Origin of the sequence: Pedobacter jamesrossensis (assembly GCF_042650905.1) — a bacterium.
Lineage (GTDB): Bacteria > Bacteroidota > Bacteroidia > Sphingobacteriales > Sphingobacteriaceae > Pedobacter > Pedobacter jamesrossensis.
This window is the reverse complement of the sequence record NZ_JBHSBY010000111.1, coordinates 1-17328: the sequence shown is the minus strand read 5'-3', so window position 1 is coordinate 17328 and position 17328 is coordinate 1. Positions and strand designations below refer to the sequence as shown.

Annotated in this window: 17 protein-coding genes; 11 read left to right on the top strand and 6 right to left on the bottom strand. The window is 35.8% G+C overall.

Translation table 11 applies throughout. The features are described 5' to 3' along the window. Positions 1-308 precede the first annotated feature (308 nt). From ACFOUY_RS11460 to ACFOUY_RS11445, 4 genes are all read right to left on the bottom strand, one after another. A complete protein-coding gene (locus ACFOUY_RS11460; RefSeq protein ID WP_378960752.1) occupies positions 309-2975 on the bottom strand; it encodes a valine--tRNA ligase in 2667 nt (888 codons plus the stop codon). A 471-nt stretch (positions 2976-3446) separates the two neighbouring features. Next, positions 3447-3884 carry a Uma2 family endonuclease gene (locus ACFOUY_RS11455; protein ID WP_378960762.1) on the bottom strand — a complete coding sequence of 146 codons (438 nt, stop codon included), beginning with the start codon at positions 3882-3884 and terminating at the stop codon, positions 3447-3449. A gap of 12 nt (positions 3885-3896) precedes the next feature. Beyond that, positions 3897-4079: a hypothetical protein gene (locus ACFOUY_RS11450; protein WP_378960751.1), complete on the bottom strand. Its 183-nt coding sequence runs from the start codon at positions 4077-4079 to the stop codon at positions 3897-3899. 73 nt (positions 4080-4152) lie between these two features. Then, a complete protein-coding gene (locus ACFOUY_RS11445; RefSeq protein ID WP_378960750.1) occupies positions 4153-6129 on the bottom strand; it encodes a heavy metal translocating P-type ATPase in 1977 nt (658 codons plus the stop codon). 573 nt (positions 6130-6702) lie between these two features. Between ACFOUY_RS11445 and ACFOUY_RS11440 the strand changes: the two genes are divergently transcribed. Beyond that, complete coding sequence (locus tag ACFOUY_RS11440) at positions 6703-8739, top strand: M13 family metallopeptidase (protein ID WP_378960749.1); 2037 nt, start codon at positions 6703-6705, stop codon at positions 8737-8739. A 349-nt stretch (positions 8740-9088) separates the two neighbouring features. Then, positions 9089-9865 carry a DUF2625 family protein gene (locus ACFOUY_RS11435; protein ID WP_378960748.1) on the top strand — a complete coding sequence of 259 codons (777 nt, stop codon included), beginning with the start codon at positions 9089-9091 and terminating at the stop codon, positions 9863-9865. A 6-nt stretch (positions 9866-9871) separates the two neighbouring features. On the opposite strand, the gene ACFOUY_RS11430 is transcribed toward ACFOUY_RS11435, so the two are convergent. Further along, positions 9872-10222 (bottom strand): MmcQ/YjbR family DNA-binding protein, encoded by a 351-nt coding sequence (locus ACFOUY_RS11430; RefSeq protein WP_378960747.1) that lies wholly within the window; start codon positions 10220-10222, stop codon positions 9872-9874. Between the two features lie 146 nt (positions 10223-10368). Here ACFOUY_RS11430 and mnmD point away from each other — a divergent pair, with 146 nt between their 5' ends. From mnmD to ACFOUY_RS11395, 7 genes are all read left to right on the top strand, one after another. Beyond that, on the top strand, positions 10369-11037 hold the full coding sequence (gene mnmD / locus ACFOUY_RS11425) for a tRNA (5-methylaminomethyl-2-thiouridine)(34)-methyltransferase MnmD (RefSeq protein WP_378960746.1): 669 nt from the start codon (positions 10369-10371) through the stop codon (positions 11035-11037). Positions 11038-11311: 274 nt separating this feature from the next. After that, positions 11312-12259 carry an aldo/keto reductase gene (locus tag ACFOUY_RS11420; RefSeq protein ID WP_378960745.1) on the top strand — a complete coding sequence of 316 codons (948 nt, stop codon included), beginning with the start codon at positions 11312-11314 and terminating at the stop codon, positions 12257-12259. A 32-nt stretch (positions 12260-12291) separates the two neighbouring features. Then, entirely contained in the window at positions 12292-13452 is a 1161-nt protein-coding gene (locus tag ACFOUY_RS11415; RefSeq protein ID WP_378960744.1) for an AI-2E family transporter, read from the top strand. Further along, the gene (locus ACFOUY_RS11410) at positions 13453-13749 is read left to right on the top strand and encodes a hypothetical protein (RefSeq protein WP_378960743.1); all 297 of its coding nucleotides are present in this window, start codon (positions 13453-13455) and stop codon (positions 13747-13749) included. Positions 13750-13851: 102 nt separating this feature from the next. Continuing rightward, positions 13852-14301 (top strand): DoxX family protein, encoded by a 450-nt coding sequence (locus tag ACFOUY_RS11405; RefSeq protein WP_378960742.1) that lies wholly within the window; start codon positions 13852-13854, stop codon positions 14299-14301. 10 nt (positions 14302-14311) lie between these two features. Next, positions 14312-15118, top strand: a complete 807-nt coding sequence (gene mazG, locus ACFOUY_RS11400) for a nucleoside triphosphate pyrophosphohydrolase (protein ID WP_378960741.1) — start codon at positions 14312-14314, stop codon at positions 15116-15118. Next, positions 15094-15525 carry a hypothetical protein gene (locus tag ACFOUY_RS11395; protein ID WP_378960740.1) on the top strand — a complete coding sequence of 144 codons (432 nt, stop codon included), beginning with the start codon at positions 15094-15096 and terminating at the stop codon, positions 15523-15525. The genes mazG and ACFOUY_RS11395 overlap by 25 nt, the downstream gene beginning before the upstream one ends. A 32-nt stretch (positions 15526-15557) precedes the next feature. Here the strand turns inward: ACFOUY_RS11395 and ACFOUY_RS11390 are convergent, their stop codons facing one another. Next, positions 15558-15938, bottom strand: coding sequence for a YchJ family protein (locus ACFOUY_RS11390; protein WP_378960739.1), 381 nt, complete (start codon positions 15936-15938; stop codon positions 15558-15560). 74 nt (positions 15939-16012) lie between these two features. Here ACFOUY_RS11390 and truA point away from each other — a divergent pair, with 74 nt between their 5' ends. Next, positions 16013-16813, top strand: a complete 801-nt coding sequence (truA, locus tag ACFOUY_RS11385) for a tRNA pseudouridine(38-40) synthase TruA (RefSeq protein ID WP_378960737.1) — start codon at positions 16013-16015, stop codon at positions 16811-16813. 53 nt (positions 16814-16866) lie between these two features. Further along, on the top strand, positions 16867-17274 hold the full coding sequence (locus ACFOUY_RS11380; protein ID WP_378960735.1) for a hypothetical protein: 408 nt from the start codon (positions 16867-16869) through the stop codon (positions 17272-17274). Positions 17275-17328 lie beyond the last annotated feature (54 nt).

Here is a 17328-nt window from a genome sequence, read left to right as displayed (position 1 = left end):
GTAATATTTTTGAAACCTTTGGTTTTAACATAGCCTAAATCGTTTCGTGGAGGCACGAACCGAGGCATAAGTGTTTAATGAAAATTTAGGAAAACGTTTGAAATAATTTGACCTCAGCCAATGAAAGGAGGAAGTAGTTTTTAATTCATTTTTTTAAACCTCGCATATGCGGGAATGACGACCGTTTTACAAAACCTATAAGGTCTTCAAGACCTTATAGGTAAAACTATATCTCGTTTCACGGAGACACGACCAAGGCACGATATGCACTTTGAGTCCTCCCCAAAGGGGAGGACTGGGTGGGGCTTTTACCCCAAAATCGCCAAACTCTCTTCTATAATTTTAATTTTAGCTTCTGCATCTGCTTTTTTATTACGCTCGTTTGCAATAATTTCAGGTTTTGCATTTTGCACAAAACGTTCATTACTCAACTTTGCATCAACCGATTTTAAGAAACCTTGTAAATAAACCAAATCTGCATTTAAGCGAATGCGCTCGGCATCAACATCAATATTTTCTGAAAGTGGAATAAAGAATTCATCTTTTCCAGCCATAAAAGCCGTCGCACCAGCAATTTTATCACTTACAATTTCAGCTTCAGAAACGTTTGCCAATTTAAAAACAATGTTTAACCATTTTTCGTAATCAATGTCAGAATTTACTTTCAAACTTAAAGGCAAAGCCTCTTTCGGAGAAATTTGTTTCTGGTTGCGTATATTTCTAATCTCCGCTACAACCGTTTTAATCACCTCCGCATCTTTTAGTAATTTTTCATTAATTGAGCCACCTTTCGGGAATTCGGCTACAATACAGCAATCCATTTCTCCACGTGCTGCAAATAAATCATCATGCCATAATTCTTCCGTTAAGAAAGGCATATTCGGATGCAATAATTTAATAATCTGCTCAAAAAAACCAACAGTAGCTTTATAACTTTCGGCATCAATCGGTTGTTGATAAGCAGGCTTAACCATTTCTAAATACCAGGCACAGAAATCATCCCAAACCAATTTATAAGTGATCATTAAAGCTTCTGATAAACGATATTGTTTAAAGTTTGCCTCAATTTCTATTAAAGCCTCATTAAAACGGTTTTCGAACCAAGAAATGGCTTGCTTATTTGGATTTTCTAAATTTCCATCAACTTCCCAACCTTTAACCAAACGGAAAGCATTCCATATTTTCGAGGCGAAATTACGACCTTGTTCACAGTAACTTTCATCGAACATTAAATCGTTACCAGCCGGTGAAGACATTAACATTCCTACACGAACCGCATCAGCACCGTATTTTTCAATCAAACCAATTGGGTCGGGCGAGTTGCCTAACGATTTAGACATTTTACGCCCTAATTTATCGCGAACGATACCTGTTAAGTAAACATTTGTAAATGGTTTTTTACCCATAAACTCATGTCCAGCCATAATCATACGAGCCACCCAGAAGAATAAAATCTCTGGTGCGGTAACCAAATCGTTTGTTGGATAGTAATAATTAATGTCTTTATTATTTGGGTCTTTAAAACCATCAAACACAGAAATTGGCCACAACCAAGATGAAAACCAAGTATCCATTACATCCTCATCTTGCTTTACGAAAGGCTCCAATTGATGTTTAAATCCAGCTTTTTCGCTTTCTGAGCAACTCTCATCTAAATGTTTTTTCTTCCAGAATTCCTCTAAAGCTTCATCTTTGGTTTTAGCAACCACCCAGTTTCCTTTATCATCGTACCAGGCCGGAATTTGTTGTCCCCACCAAAGCTGGCGAGAAATGTTCCAATCGCGAACATTTTCCATCCAATGACGATAAGTGTTCTCAAATTTATTCGGAATCAGGTTTACATCTCCATTCAAAACATCATCAAGAGCAGGTTGAGCCATCTCTTTCATCTTTACAAACCATTGCATCGAAAGCTTAGGTTCGATAGCTGCATCGGTACGCTCAGAGAAACCAACTTGAGATTTATAATCTTCTACTTTGTCTAAATGACCAGCCTCATCTAACATTTTGGCAATCTTTTTACGGGCTACAAATCTATCTTCGCCTACTAAAATAACCGCCAATTCGTTTAATGTTCCATCATCATTTAAGATATCGGTAACGGGCAGATTGTGTTTAACACCCAACTCATAATCGTTCAAATCATGCGCTGGTGTAACTTTTAAACAACCTGTACCAAACTCAATATCAACATATTCATCTTCAATAACAGGGATTTCATGATTAACCAATGGAACAAAAACCTTTTTACCTTTTAAGTGCGTAAAACGTTCATCGTTCGGGTTAATGCAAATTGCAGCATCAGCCATAATTGTTTCCGGACGAGTGGTAGCAATGGTTAAAAACTGATCTTCCGTTCCCGAAATCAGATACTTAATATAATATAGCTTTTGGTTAACTTCTTTACGGATAACTTCTTCATCAGAAACAGCCGTTTTACCAGCCGGGTCCCAGTTTACCATACGAATACCTCGGTAAATCCAACCTTTTTTATACAAATGAATAAAAGAGTCGATAACGGCTTCAGAAAGATCTTCTTCCATTGTAAAACGAGTACGGTCCCAATCGCAACTCGCACCCAGTTTCTTCAATTGCTCTAAAATAATACCACCGTATTTTTCCTTCCATTCCCAAGCATATTTCAAAAATTCTTCACGAGAAAGGTCTTTTTTATTGATGCCCTGCTCCTTCAACATCGCCACAACTTTCGCTTCAGTAGCGATAGATGCGTGGTCAGTTCCCGGAACCCAGCAAGCATTTTTGCCTTGCATACGAGCTTTACGAATCAAAACATCCTGAATAGTATTGTTTAACATGTGCCCCATGTGCAGCACTCCAGTAACATTTGGCGGCGGAATTACAATAGTGTAAGGCTCACGCTCGTCAGGCTCTGAGTGGAAAAATTTTTTATCTAACCAATAGCTATACCATTTATCTTCGGTTTCTGCAGGATTGTATTTCGTGGAAATGCTCATGAAAAATTTTTATAAAAGCCCAAAAATAGCTAATTAAGATGAAAGGCTAAAGAATAAAGCTGAAAGATTAAAGACTAAAGTGAAATTTAGGTGCCACATAATTCCCTCTCCCAGAGGGATGCCTACAAGGTGTGGTGTTTCTTTATTTTTTAAAAAGTAAGAACAGCATTTCATTTTTATGTTAACCCTGCTTTTTTTCCGCCCGATAAAAAATCGGGATTCCCGTCAATCAGATTTATAAAGTTCTGCTTGTGTATATTAAAAGCTCAACGAAAATATAATACCTAGAAATAACATGAGAAAATTTGATTGAAATAGGAGCAAACATGGGAAGTAGAAAAATCATTTCCTACTGAAAAGACTTGTTGTAAGATTTTGATAACCCGGCGTTTTAAGATTACTTCGTACCTCTACAGCAATGAAGATGTGCATAAAACTACTTTTCAGCTTTAGTCTTTCTCCTTTAATCTCTTAATCCAAATCTTCGAAAACATCATCCAATTCCAGTTCAAAACCTGGCAAAACAGACGAGGTAATTTTTTCGCTTAAAGTAAACAGTTTTGAGGGTTGGAATTCCCCTAAATCGTTGAGGGTATAAATTAAAATATTTTGGTCGCTTTGGCTTACCACCCAATATTCTTTTACGCCGAACTCCTCATAAACTTTGTACTTATGTAAAAGTTCCATTTTGGTATTTCCAGGCGATAAAATTTCGACAACAATATCAGGAGCACCAATACAACCACGATCATCTAATTTACTTTTATCACAAACCACACAAATGTCTGGCTGTAGAACCGTAAATACATCCTTATCTTCTTTGCTTTTTTTAGGAAAACGAACATCAAAAGGAGCGCAATAAACTTTACATGGTAGATTTTTAAGAAAGTTAACCAACGGATTAAATATATTTCTAGAAATTTACTGATGAACTCTCGATGGCGCAGGGCTCATTTTAAAGATTTTACCTTTAATCAGTTCTACCCTATCATCAAAAAGCCAGTTCAAATAATTTGCATAACTGTAAGTTAATGATGCATCAATTTCATTAAACTCCCGAACGGGTTCATCGTGTAAATCAGGATATGGAATTGGCTCGGACATAATCAAATATACTAAAATTTATAGTAATCAGAAATTGTAGCTACGCCTCGTTTCGTGGAGGCACAAACCAAGGCTAAAACTTCATTTTTTGAATCCTAACCGCATTTAAAATTGCTAAAAGTGCTACACCAACATCAGCAAAAACAGCTTCCCACATGGTGGCTAAACCACCAGCACCTAAAATTAAAACGATAGCCTTTACAGCGAAAGCCAACACAATATTTTGAATAACAACTTTTTTAGTGGCCTTGCCAATTTTTATAGCCGTAACTATTTTAGAGGGCTGGTCAGTCTGAATAACTACATCGGCAGTTTCGATTGCGGCATCGCTCCCCATAGCGCCCATTGCCATGCCAATATCGCTAATGGCTAAAACCGGTGTATCGTTTATACCATCGCCAACAAAAGCAACCACTTTGGTTTTGTCTTTTTTAATTTCTTCAAGTTTGGCAACTTTATCTTCTGGCAATAAATCGCCGAAATAAGAATCAATACTTAAAGAACCAGCAACTTTTTTAACGATAGTCGTTTTATCGCCACTTAACATTACGACTTGTTTTATGCCATTTTCATGCAATTGTTTAACTGCATCAGCAGCATCTTCTTTAATTTCATCGGCGATTAAAACATAGCCAGCGTATTTTTTATCAACCGCAAGCACCACAATACTTTCCTCAATATCTGCAATTTTCGGATCAAAATCGATATTAAATTTTTCTAAAAGCTTAATATTTCCAGCTAAAATTTCTTTGCCATTTACAGTACCCTTTAAACCCATTCCGGCAATTTCTTCGATATTTTCTGCCGCATGGATTTCTTTTTCACCTGCATATTCTACAATCGCTTTTGCAATTGGATGGGTAGATTTTGCCTCAACTGAGGTTAAAAGATTTAGAAATTCATTTTCATCAATATTACTTTCTACTTTTTGAACCTTAAAAACGCCTTTTGTTAATGTTCCGGTTTTATCCATTACCACGACATTAAGTTTGGTAATTAAATCTAAAAAATTGGATCCCTTAAATAGAATTCCATTTGAAGAGGCTGCACCAATACCACCAAAATAACCCAGCGGAATAGAAATAACCAAAGCACAAGGACAAGAAATGACCAGAAAAACCAGCGAACGGTATAACCAGGTTTGAAAATGATATTCGTTACCTAAAATTAAAATCGGGATAGTAACTAAAGCCAACGCCAAAAAGAACACAATTGGCGTGTAAACTTTAGCAAACTTGCGGATGAATAATTCTGTTTTCGCTTTCCGGGTAGTTGCATTTTGAACCATTTCCAAAATCCGAGATAAGGCACTATCTGCAAAAACTTTCGTTACTTTTACCTCAATAACCTTATCTAAATTCAACATTCCAGCTAAAACGGTTTCGCCTTTTTTTATGGTTTGGGGCTTACTTTCGCCAGTTAAAGCAGCTGTATTGAAACTACTTTTTTCTGATAACATTTCGCCATCTAAAGGGAGTTTTTCGCCTGCTTTTATTTGAATGGTTTCACCAATTTCTACCTTTTCTGGATTTATGTTTTCATATTTTCCGTTTCTTAAAACATGAGCAACATCCGCTCTAACATCGAGCAAGGCCGCAATATTTCTTTTGGCTCTATTAACAGCAGCCATTTGAAAAAGCTCCCCAATGGTATAAAAAAGCATTACGGTTACGCCCTCAGGATATTCTCCAATTGCAAAAGCACCGATGGTAGCGATAGACATCAATGAAAATTCGGTAAAGAAATCTTTTGCTTTAAAGGTTTCCCAAACTTCTTTTAAAACCGGAATCCCGACTGGCAAATAAGCCACAATATACCAATACAGGCGGATAATTTTAAAAGCCTCAACGTTGAAAATATTATCGAAAGCAATACCAATAAGCAGCATCGCAAGTGTAAATATAGCTGGTAAATAAGTTTTAAATGCGGTCGGGTCCCCACCATGGTCGTGGTTGTGTTCATCGCCGTCTTCGTGCGAATGCCCTTGTTGGTGGTTTTGATTATGTGCTTTGCTGCAACAGCTATCCTCTTTATCGTGGGTATGACTCATTTAAATATCTTTTTTTGAAAAGCACTGTTAAATACTTTTCGGTTTCTTTCTTCCCGCCATCGTTTCAAATCCTCGGCCAATAAAAAATTGGCCTCCGGGTTTTCCACTTTGTCGGGTTTAGGTGGCTCAAACAGTAGCAATGTTTAAAGTTAAATAAACCCGACAATAGCGAAAATACTTTTTGTAGCATTTCTTCAACGGGCTCAGACTGACATTAACAAAAAGATTGCAGCGAATGGCGGGACTACAAATCCTATGAAATACTAACATTAGTTTTCAAATCCTGTAAACTTAAATATGCATTTCTTCAAAATTAGTGCTTTATTTCAAATCATTCTTAATAATCAAAATTTTTACAACTACACAATAAATAGTGTTAAAAAATGTTAATAGTGTATAAAAGATTTAAAATCATGAAATCTATTAAAACCCTATTTTCGCCTACCGAATTCCTGAGAAGACTTGGCCTTACCAAACTTTACTATTGGTTTAACAAGTAATATTTCTAATATAAAGTTTCAGTATTAATTAGTATTTCTTAAATTTCGCTGTAAAAACTAACTTTTTAAGCGAATGAAATACCAAAATTTGAAAGGATATTTTGCGGCACTTGGTATAGTCGCCGCTGGTCTTTCGGCAAATGCGCAAGCACCAAAAAAATATATCGACCCTGCTAACATGGATTTATCTGTTAAACCAGGCGACGATTTCTACCAGTACGCAAGTGGTACGTGGATTAAAAACAATCCTGTTCCGGCGAAAGAAACACGCTGGGGCTCATTTAACGAACTTCGCGATTTCAATATCAATGCAGTAAAAACTTTAGTTGAAGATGCTGCAGCTGATAAATCGGCTCCTGTAGGTTCGGTAAAACGCAGAGTTGGCGATTTCTTCGCAGCTGCGATGGATACGGTAACAATTGAAAAATTAGGTTACACGCCAATCAAAGCCGATTTAGAAAAAATTAAACAGATTAAAGATATTCAGGGTGTTTTAGATCAGGTTGCATATATGCGTGTAAATGGTTTAGCTGGCGCCATGTTTGGAGTTGGTGTTGGCCAAGACCGTAAAAACGTTAACAAATATATGGTTAACATTGGTCAGGGTGGCACTACGTTACCAGACCGCGATTATTATTTAAAAGACGATACACGTAGTGTGAAAATTCGTGAAGCTTACAATACTTACATGACCACGCTATTTACGCTAACAGGAAATGCACCTGAAGTTGCTAAGCAAAAAGCTGGAACCGTTTTCAAAATAGAAAAGCAATTTGCGGAAGCACAAATGAGCCGCCTGGAAATGCGTGACCCTTATGCTACTTATAACAAACTTACAGTTGCCGAATTAAACAAAAAAACACCCGATATTAACTGGGCAACATATTTACCTAAATTCAAAATTACAGGTCAGGATACTTTATTGGTTTCTTCGCCTAAATTTATGGCAAGTGTAGATGCTATGTTGAAATCGGTTTCTGTGGCTGATTGGAAAACTTATTTAGAGTGGAATCTTTTAAAAGGTTCTGCATCGAGCTTAAGCTCGCCATTTGTTAAAGCAAGTTTCGCTTTCACACAAGCACAAACCGGACAAAAAGTTCAAACTCCACGTTGGCAACGTATGTCATCGTTAACTGATGGCACAATTGGCGAATTATTAGGTCAGCTTTATGTGGCGAAGTATTTCAAACCTGAGGCTAAAGCCCGTATGGACGCCATGATTGTTAACTTGCGTAAAGCTTTCGAAATCAGAATTAATGGTTTGGAATGGATGAGCGCAGAAACTAAGAAAAAAGCACTAGAAAAACTTGCTGCTTTTGAGCCGAAAGTTGGCTACACTACTAAATGGGAAACTTACACTGGTTTAAATATTAATAGAGCAACTTATTTTCAAAACCTGCGTAATGCAAGCGTTTGGGGCTACAATGAAAATGTAAATAGATTGGGTAAACCAGTAGATCGTACCAAGTTCGGTATGACGCCACCAACTGTAAATGCATCTTACAGCCCTACAATGAATTCAATTACCTTCCCTGCTGGAATTTTACAGTTCCCTTTCTTCGACCCAAATGCTGACGATGCCTTAAATTACGGCGGCATTGGTGCGGTTATTGGTCACGAAATGAGCCATGGCTTTGATGATAGCGGAAGTCAATATGATGCAAAAGGTAATTTAAAAAACTGGTGGACTCCAGAAGACAAAGCTAAATTCGACGCTAAAACAAAAGCTTTAGGCGAACAATTTGATGCTTACACCGTTTTAGATACTGTACATGTTATTGGTAAATTAACAATGGGCGAAAATATTGGTGATTTAGGTGGTTTAAATGCGGCTTACACGGCATTTAAAATGACTAAACAAGGCCAAAGCAATGAGAAAATTGACGGTTTTACTCCAGATCAACGTTTCTTCTTAGCTTGGGCACAGGTTTGGAGAGGTAATATTTTACCAGAAAGCGCTGCTCAGTTAATTAAAACTGACCCGCATTCTCCTGGTCCGTACCGTACAATTGGTGCACCGGTAAATATGGATGCTTGGTACACCGCTTTTGATGTTAAACCTGGTGATAAATTATACAAAAAACCAGAAGATAGGATTAGAATGTGGTAATTTTAAGGTTCAGGGTTTAAGGTAGAGGGCTGAAGGTTTTCTATTTAAAAGCCAAAGATTTTCATCCCTGAGAGGAATATCAAACCTATAATATGAACGCTCCCGACAATTCGAGAGCGTTTTTTTATGGATATTTTAATTAGGTTTTGGGTAATGGCGGTCGTCACGCTCAATTTATATCTGGGTCTTAATACAGAAATAAATTCAGCATGACATTAGACATAGATAAGTAGCCTATAAAACCTCGCTTTCAACAAATAATAATCAAAATAACTAGCCATTAAAATTAATAAGTTCCATTATAATTTTCTGATTATCATTATATCTTTGAAAAACATAAAATCCCGGCATGAAAAGCATACTCAAAACATTATTTATTCTAAGCTTATCTTCGTTTTCATTAGCTGCATCAGCGCAAAACAAACTAATAAGTTTAGATAAATTAATAAACAATACCGACCCAGCTTGGCCACTTGTGCAAAAATGGATTGGTGCTGCAAAAAATAAAGTTGAAGTTTTGCCTGTAGATTCTACAAAGGCTAAAGAAGTTTTGTATAATTCTCAAATGACAACCTATGCCACACTTGGCTCTGTAATCTACAATACTGGCGGAATTATGGTCGATAATGGGTGGATTAGAATTTTAGGTTCAGGTAGTGAACGCTTAAGCAGAAATGTTGCAGAGTGGAATAAGGACAAAACAATTAAAGAATATGGCGATAACGTTCCTTATCTTTTAATTGCTGATGATGCTGTTGGAGGTTTCTTTGCTATTAATTATGGTGGTTTAGGGAAAGACATTAAAAACGTATACTATCTGGAGCCGAATACTTTAACATGGCAACCACTTGGTGCTGGCTACGGCGAATTCTTGATATTCTGTTTTGATAGCGACTTGTCCAAATTTTACAAAGGTTTACGTTGGACCAGCTGGGATCAGTTTATTGGAAATTTGGATGGCAGTAAAACGTATAGCTTCCGTCCGTATTTATGGCAAGAGGGAACAGATATTGAAAAGTGTACAAGAAAATTAGTTCCTACCGAAGATATGTATCGTTTCAACGTGATGAAATCCAAAGAAATTAATGCAGACAAGGGGATAAAAAAAGATAATGGTAAACAATAAAAATTATTAGGAATTATTTTCTGCATATTTTGCTTGTGTTTTCTTTGGCAACTTTGCTAAAACCATTGCTCTAGAATCGGCAACTCTTTCTTTTAATTCTTTATCATTTAATACATCCAGATTTTCTACCTGAATCCACTGGCGTTTTGCCAAATGGTAAGCTTGTGAAATTCCATCTCTTGCTGTTAGTGTGTCAAAATCATCTGGATTACATTTAATAGAAAACCTAGTCCCCTCCTCTATGGCTATGATGATGTAGATTTTTTCTTCAATCATAAAACACAGATGCTCCCATTTTATGCCTTCGGTTGTACCCGGCAGACTTAAACAATATTCTCTGAAAGATTCGATATCCATAATAAGACCAAAGATAAGAGCTGAAAGCGGAAAGACCAAAGCTCAGTCTAAATCAATATCTTAAAATCCTTTAATGTTTAAAATCCTGACCTATCTTTGCATCATTATTTTGAAAATCACTCAATCTTTCAAACCCTGCTAAATACATGAACATTATTACTAAAACCGCCGATGGTTCGAATACACTTTACAATGAAACCATTGGCGAACATTACCATAGCAAACATGGCGCTTTGCAAGAAAGTAAACACGTTTTTATTGATGCAGGTTTAAAATTTGCATCGGCAGAAAAATCAGAAATTTCGATTTTAGAGGTTGGCTTTGGCACAGGATTAAACTTTATTTTGAGTTTCGAGTATTGTACGTTAAACAACATAAAATTAAACTACACCAGCATTGAGGCCTTCCCTTTAACCTTAGATGTAATTAATCAAACAGGTTATTCGGAATATGTTTCTCCTCAAATTTGGAGCGATTTTACTGCTGGATACGATAAAGCTTTGACTGAAACGCAAAATATATCTCCACTTTGCAATTTAGAAATTCCGCATACTACACTTACAGAGTTTAGCACCGATAAAAAGTTCGATGTAATTTATTACGATGCCTTTTCTGTTCAACACCAGCCAGAAATGTGGAGCGATGAAATTATAAGTCATGCTTGTAGTTTCTTAAAACCTGGCGGAACTTTTGTTACCTACGCCATTACAGGAAAACTAAAAAGAGCAGTTAAGGCCAATGGTTTTACCATTGAAAAATTACCAGGCGCACCTGGGAAGCGAGAAATGTTGAGAGCTACAAAGGCTGAGGGTTAAAAGGTATAAGGCTTAAGGTTTTGCAAATTGTTAGGAAACTTAAATAGTTGTAAATACAGAAGTTTCTAAACCCTGGTGCAGCGGCATCCTTTTAACTGTTATTTGGGGCTGTGCGAAAATACAGTTAAAAGATATAGCCTAACACGGGACTAACTTCAAAAAGTGATGAATTGCTTTTCAAATAACTATCACAATAAAAATCTGACGTAACTTAAACCACGGCAGCAAAACCAGAACCTAATATTTTTGTTAAATCATTACTAAAATGTGTATCATGAAAAAAAGAATATTAGGTAAAACAGATTTAAATATTGCGCCAGTAGTTTTTGGAGGAAATGTTTTCGGTTGGACTATCGACGAGCAAAAATCCTTTGAAATTTTAGACCATTTCATTGAAAGTGGCTTCAATTTTATTGATACAGCTGATGTTTATTCTCGTTGGGTACCCGGAAATAAAGGTGGCGAATCGGAAACAATTATTGGTAGTTGGCTTAAAAAACATAACAAACGCCACGACGTAATTATTGCAACCAAAGTTGGTTCTGATATGGGCCTAGGCAAATCGCTAAAAAAGGATTACATAATTAATGAAGTTGAGCACTCGCTTTCTCGTCTGCAAACTGACTATGTAGATTTATATTTTTCGCATTTCGATGATGAAACAACACCAGTTGAGGAAACTTTGGGTGCCTACGAAACTTTAATCAGGGATGGTAAAGTACGGTGGATTGGTGCATCAAACTTTTCGGCCGATAGATTAAAAGAATCGTTGCTTGCTTCTGCTGCAAATGATTTGCCTAAATATCAGGTTTATCAGCCTGGATACAATCTTTTTGATAGAGAAGAATTTGAAAGAGACCATGAAAAAATTTGCTTAGAGCATGATTTAGGTGTAATTACTTATTATTCTTTGGCGAGCGGTTTTTTAACTGGCAAGTACCGTAGCGAGGATGATTTAACTAAAAGTCAGCGTGGAGGTGGCGTTAAAAAATATTTAAACGAACGTGGATTTAGAATTTTAGATGCATTGGATAAAGTTGCAGATATGCACAATGTCGAGCAAGCTTCTGTTGCATTGGCATGGTTAATCTATCATCCATCAATTACAGCTCCAATTGCTAGCGTAACTGATTTAAGTCAGCTAAAATCCTTTACACAAGCTGCTAGTTTAAAATTAACACCAGAAGATATTTCACTTTTAGATAAAGCGAGTATCTATTAAAAAATAATCTATTATATTTAAATGCCCGATTAATGAAACAATTAATCGGGCATTTTGTATTTATCTGGATTTTAAGTTATACAATGAAAGACAAACTCTCTTTTCTACCAAAACTTGCGCTGGTACTTTTCTGTTTAATCAGTTTAACATACATCGCCATTTTAGGACAATCGCTATTAGCACCACTGCTATTCTCCTTATTAATGGGGATTTTATTGCTACCTGTAGCCAACTTTTTAGAACAAAAACTTAAGATGAAAAGAAGTTTGGCAGCAATTGTTTCTGTAATTTTAATGATTGCCGGAATTGGTGGTATTATTTACTTTTTCGGAAACCAGCTAAGCGATTTATGGAAAGATTGGCCTTTACTAAAACAAAAAGCAAATGTTTCTTTCCACGAATTGCAACATTGGATTTCGACTACATTTAATGTAAATACAGAAAAACAGCTTGCTTATTTAAACGACAGTACAGAGAAAGCATTGGCTACCAGTGCAACAATTGTTGCCACAACATTAGCAACACTATCTTCTACACTATTATTTTTAGCTTTCACCTTATTGTTTACTTTCTTCATATTAAATTACCGGAGGGTTTTATTCACCTTTTTAACATCTGTTTTTAAGCAAGAACATAAAGAAAAGGTTACCGAAATTGTATCTCAAATTCAATATATTATTAAGAAATATATTATCGGGTTATTCCTCCAGATGCTTATTGTAACCATTTTAATGATTGCAATTTTAAGTTTATTGGGTGTAAAATATGCTATTTTATTAGGCTTGGTTGCGGGTATTTTTAATGTTGTTCCTTATTTGGGGATTTTATTCGCCTTGGTTGTAAGTTGTTTAATCACTTTTGCAACAGCTGGAGCTGGGAAAGTTTTACTCGTTTTAATTACTTTTATTGGTGTGCATGCTCTTGATGGCAACATTTTAATGCCGTTGGTTGTAGGTTCGAAAGTAAAAATCAATGCTTTATTTGCTTTCTTAGGAATTGTAATTGGCGAAATGATTTGGGGTATTTCAGGTATGTTTTTATGCATTCCATACTTGGCGATGCTAAAAATTATTTTCGATAGAGTTGACACCTTAAAGCCTTGGGGAATTTTAATGGGTGAAGAACATAAACCTGAAAAGAAAAAACGTGTTTATCGAATCACAAAAAAGATTAAATTAGAGGAAAAAGATTAAATGGCAGAAACCCGTTCTCCTCATATTTTAAGCACATCTGCCAACTTATTGGGGATATGTTTCATCGTACGTACCTCATTAAAAAAGTTAAATCTATCTGATAGTTCGCTAATTGATGAATTCGCCGTTGTCGCTGTAATGTGCTTTATGACGAGTTGTATCCTATCATTTATCTCGATGAGAAAAGGAGAATCCATCAGTCAACGTTTAGAGAAAACTGCCGACTTTATATTCTTATCGGGCTTAATTGTGCTTTTTGTTGCCACGATTTTGATTGCTTTTAATTTGATATCGTGATTTTTAAACGCAGAGGACACAATGGTTATTAAGATACTTTAAACTTAGCATTGAGCTCTTTGCGTTATTCTTTACTTACTTTGCGGTTAAATATTACTATTCATGAAACCCCTATTTGTACTACTTATTGTTTATGTAGCCTTGCTTGCCTTTGGTAGCCACACTAATTTTGATAAAGGCAATATCTTCGCTGGCAACATTGCAATGGCTGTAATGTTAATTTTTACAGCAATCGGTCATTTCAAATTTAAAACCAGTATGGCGGCAATGATTCCTCTTTTTATTCCAAAGAAAGTAGAAATTGTAATCCTTACGGGTATTTTAGAAATTCTATTTGCGATTGGTTTAAGTATTGAAGTTACCCGTTATTACACCGGAATAGCATTGATAGTCTTTCTTGTCGCCATTTTACCTGCTAACATTTACGCTGCAAAACATCAAATTAATTACGAAAATTTACACAAACCCGGACCAGGAATTAAGTATTTATGGTTCAGAATTCCGTTTCAATTTTTCTTAATCGCTTGGGTTTGGTATTTTAGCGTTCGATAAATTATAAACCATGCCGAATAATCCAATTCCTGTCATTGCAAATAATCCTGCTGATGCCTTTAACAGACTTTTAACCGTTCTTGATACACTTCGTACGCAATGCCCTTGGGATAAAAAACAAACCATGGAAACCCTGCGCCATTTAACCATCGAAGAAACTTACGAGTTAAGCGATGCTATTTTAGAGGGTGATTTAAACGAAATTAAAAAGGAATTAGGCGATGTGATGATGCATTTAGTTTTCTACTCTCGAATTGCTTCAGAAACTAATGATTTTAACATTACTGATGTTTTAAATGGCGTTTGCGATAAATTGGTTAATCGTCATCCACATATTTATGGTGATGTTGAAGTAGAAAATGAAGAAGATGTAAAACGCAATTGGGAACAAATAAAACTAAAAGAGGGAAATAAATCTGTTTTGGCTGGTGTTCCAACTTCTTTGCCAGCTTTGGTTAAAGCCTCAAGAATACAGGAAAAAGCTCGTGGTGTAGGATTTGATTGGGAAGACAAAAACCAGGTTTGGGAAAAAGTTGAGGAAGAACTTCAGGAATTTAAAGCTGAATTTAATGTAGCAGATAATATAGCCATAGATGTAGAAAAAGCTGAATCTGAATTTGGCGATGTACTTTTCTCGTTAATCAATTACGCTCGCTTCATCAACATTAATCCAGAAAATGCTTTGGAGAAGACTAATAGGAAATTCATTAAGCGTTTTCAATATTTAGAGGACAAAGCAAAACAAAATGGAAAAGCTTTGGCAGATATGACGCTTGCCGAAATGGATATTTATTGGAACGAGGCGAAGAAATTGTAAATATGAATTTAGAAGATAACGACAATCAAATCCCTAAAAACCTAATTAACATTATTACTTTTAATGTTAGGGCAACACGAACCATAGGTGATGATGGGATTATTCCGTGGGTAAATATTGGGCGTGGAAACGAAGAAATATTGAACTTAGTTGATGCTGATGAAATTGTTATTTCTGAAAGTGAAATCACAATTTCGATAGAATATCCATTAGAAGAGCCAGTTTCTTTTGTTTTAAATTCGGAATCTGGTTTTACAAGAAAACAACTTTTAATTGAGATAAGAGAAAAATACTTAGCGATTGCTAAAGCACAAGATTTTGATGTGAATACAGTTGATTTAGTGTCTTTAGACGTTTACAAAACAAATGTTGGACAAATAGAGCTTACTTTAGAGGTAGACGTTTAAGGATAATCGCAAAATTTATATGATTTTTTATCTTAATAAAACTCGCCATCAACATAATACCATTTCCCATCTTCTAATTTGAAGTTAGACTTTTCATGCAGCACTTCTGTTTTAAATTTACTCGTCAAGTAGTAAGCCTTAAACTCCACCACATCAAAAGCTGAAGAAATTATTTCGAGTTTAAGCCATTTGGTATTTTTGGCACTTTTTAAATAAGCCTCTTTAGAATTCCCTTTTCTCTTACTTGCGTGCGTAGTTTCAAATAAATAATCGCCATCGGCTACTACAAATGCTGCATAACGAGAACGCATTAAGGCTTCGGTGGTTAGTGCAAGTTTAGTTTTTAAATGATAAGGTTGGCAACAATTTTCGTATTGCAAGCCAGTTCCGCAAGGGCAATTAATTGAGTTCATTGGTATTTTCTAAAACACAAAAATAGGATTTAATCACTTCGGAGCTAAAATTTGCGTAAAATTGCAGCACTATAATGAGGTATTTCTTTCACATCGCCTATCAGGGTCAATATTTTAGTGGCTGGCAAAGACAACCTGGCGTTAAAAGCGTTCAGGAAGTTATAGAGCAAACGCTTTCTAAAATTTTTAAAACAACAATTCCTATTATTGGCTGTGGCCGAACGGATGCTCACGTACATGCGAGTCAGTTTTTCTTTCACGCAGATTTTGAAAAAGAAATTGAATTTGATTTACTTTTCATCCTAAATAAGGCTTTACCTTACAACATCGCCGTTTTCGATATTATTAAAATGGAGGGTAAGCCTCACGCTCGTTTTGATGCCGTTCAGCGGAAGTATGATTACTTTTTACATACTTACAAAGACCCGTTTTTAAGCACACAAAGTTCCCTTTATCAGGAAGCAAATCTCGACTTACATAAAATGAAAGCGGCAGTAAATCTTTTAACGAAGTATAAGGATTATAAAGCCTTTTGCACCCACCCAAATAAGTACGACCATACCAAATGTAATGTAATGGAAGCCGATTTATTTGTGAACGCCAAAGGAGATAGAATTCGTTTTAACATTGCCAGTAACCGATTTTTGGGAAAAATGATCCGCATAATTATGGGGCAGCTTATAAAAGTAGGTAAAGGCGAATTAAGCGTTGACGAGTTTGAAAGTCATTTTATTTCTTTAGAAATAGGTAATATTATTGCACCCGCTCACCCAACGGGTCTTTATCTTTCTAAAGTAACTTATCCCTATTTAAATCTTGAGCCAAGAACCGACTTACTTTCAATGATTGAGGGAGCACATTGGATTTCGATTTAAGTGTAGCGTTTTTCTAATCTTTTTCGTTTTGAGATAAACCAAAAAACTACAAAATGAAAAACTTTTATTATCTTTTTATCGCATTACTTATCTTAACATCTGGCTGTAAGAAAAAATTTGTTGCAGGTACAGAAGCCAAAGATTTCACTATTAATTCGCCCCAAACCATTGGCGCAACAACATTTACGGTTACTGCAATAGAAGATAATCGTTGTCCGATAAATGCATTTTGTGCAGTAGCTGGAAAAGCGCTTGTGTCGTTAACCACAAAAACAGGATTACAAACTAAAAGTGAAAGCCTTTGCATTGGTTACGATTGCAAAACTGCAGGTATTAGCGAGCGTGTCCAATTTAAAGTAGCAGATATTAATTACACAGTAAAACTGATCGAAGTTACCCCGTTTAATGATTTAACGGATCAAGCAAAAAAGTTGGGGATTAATCTTATGCATAAATTTTAGATAATCTGAATAGAAAGAATTTCACATTCCTCACACCTCTGAACTGTGATCTGA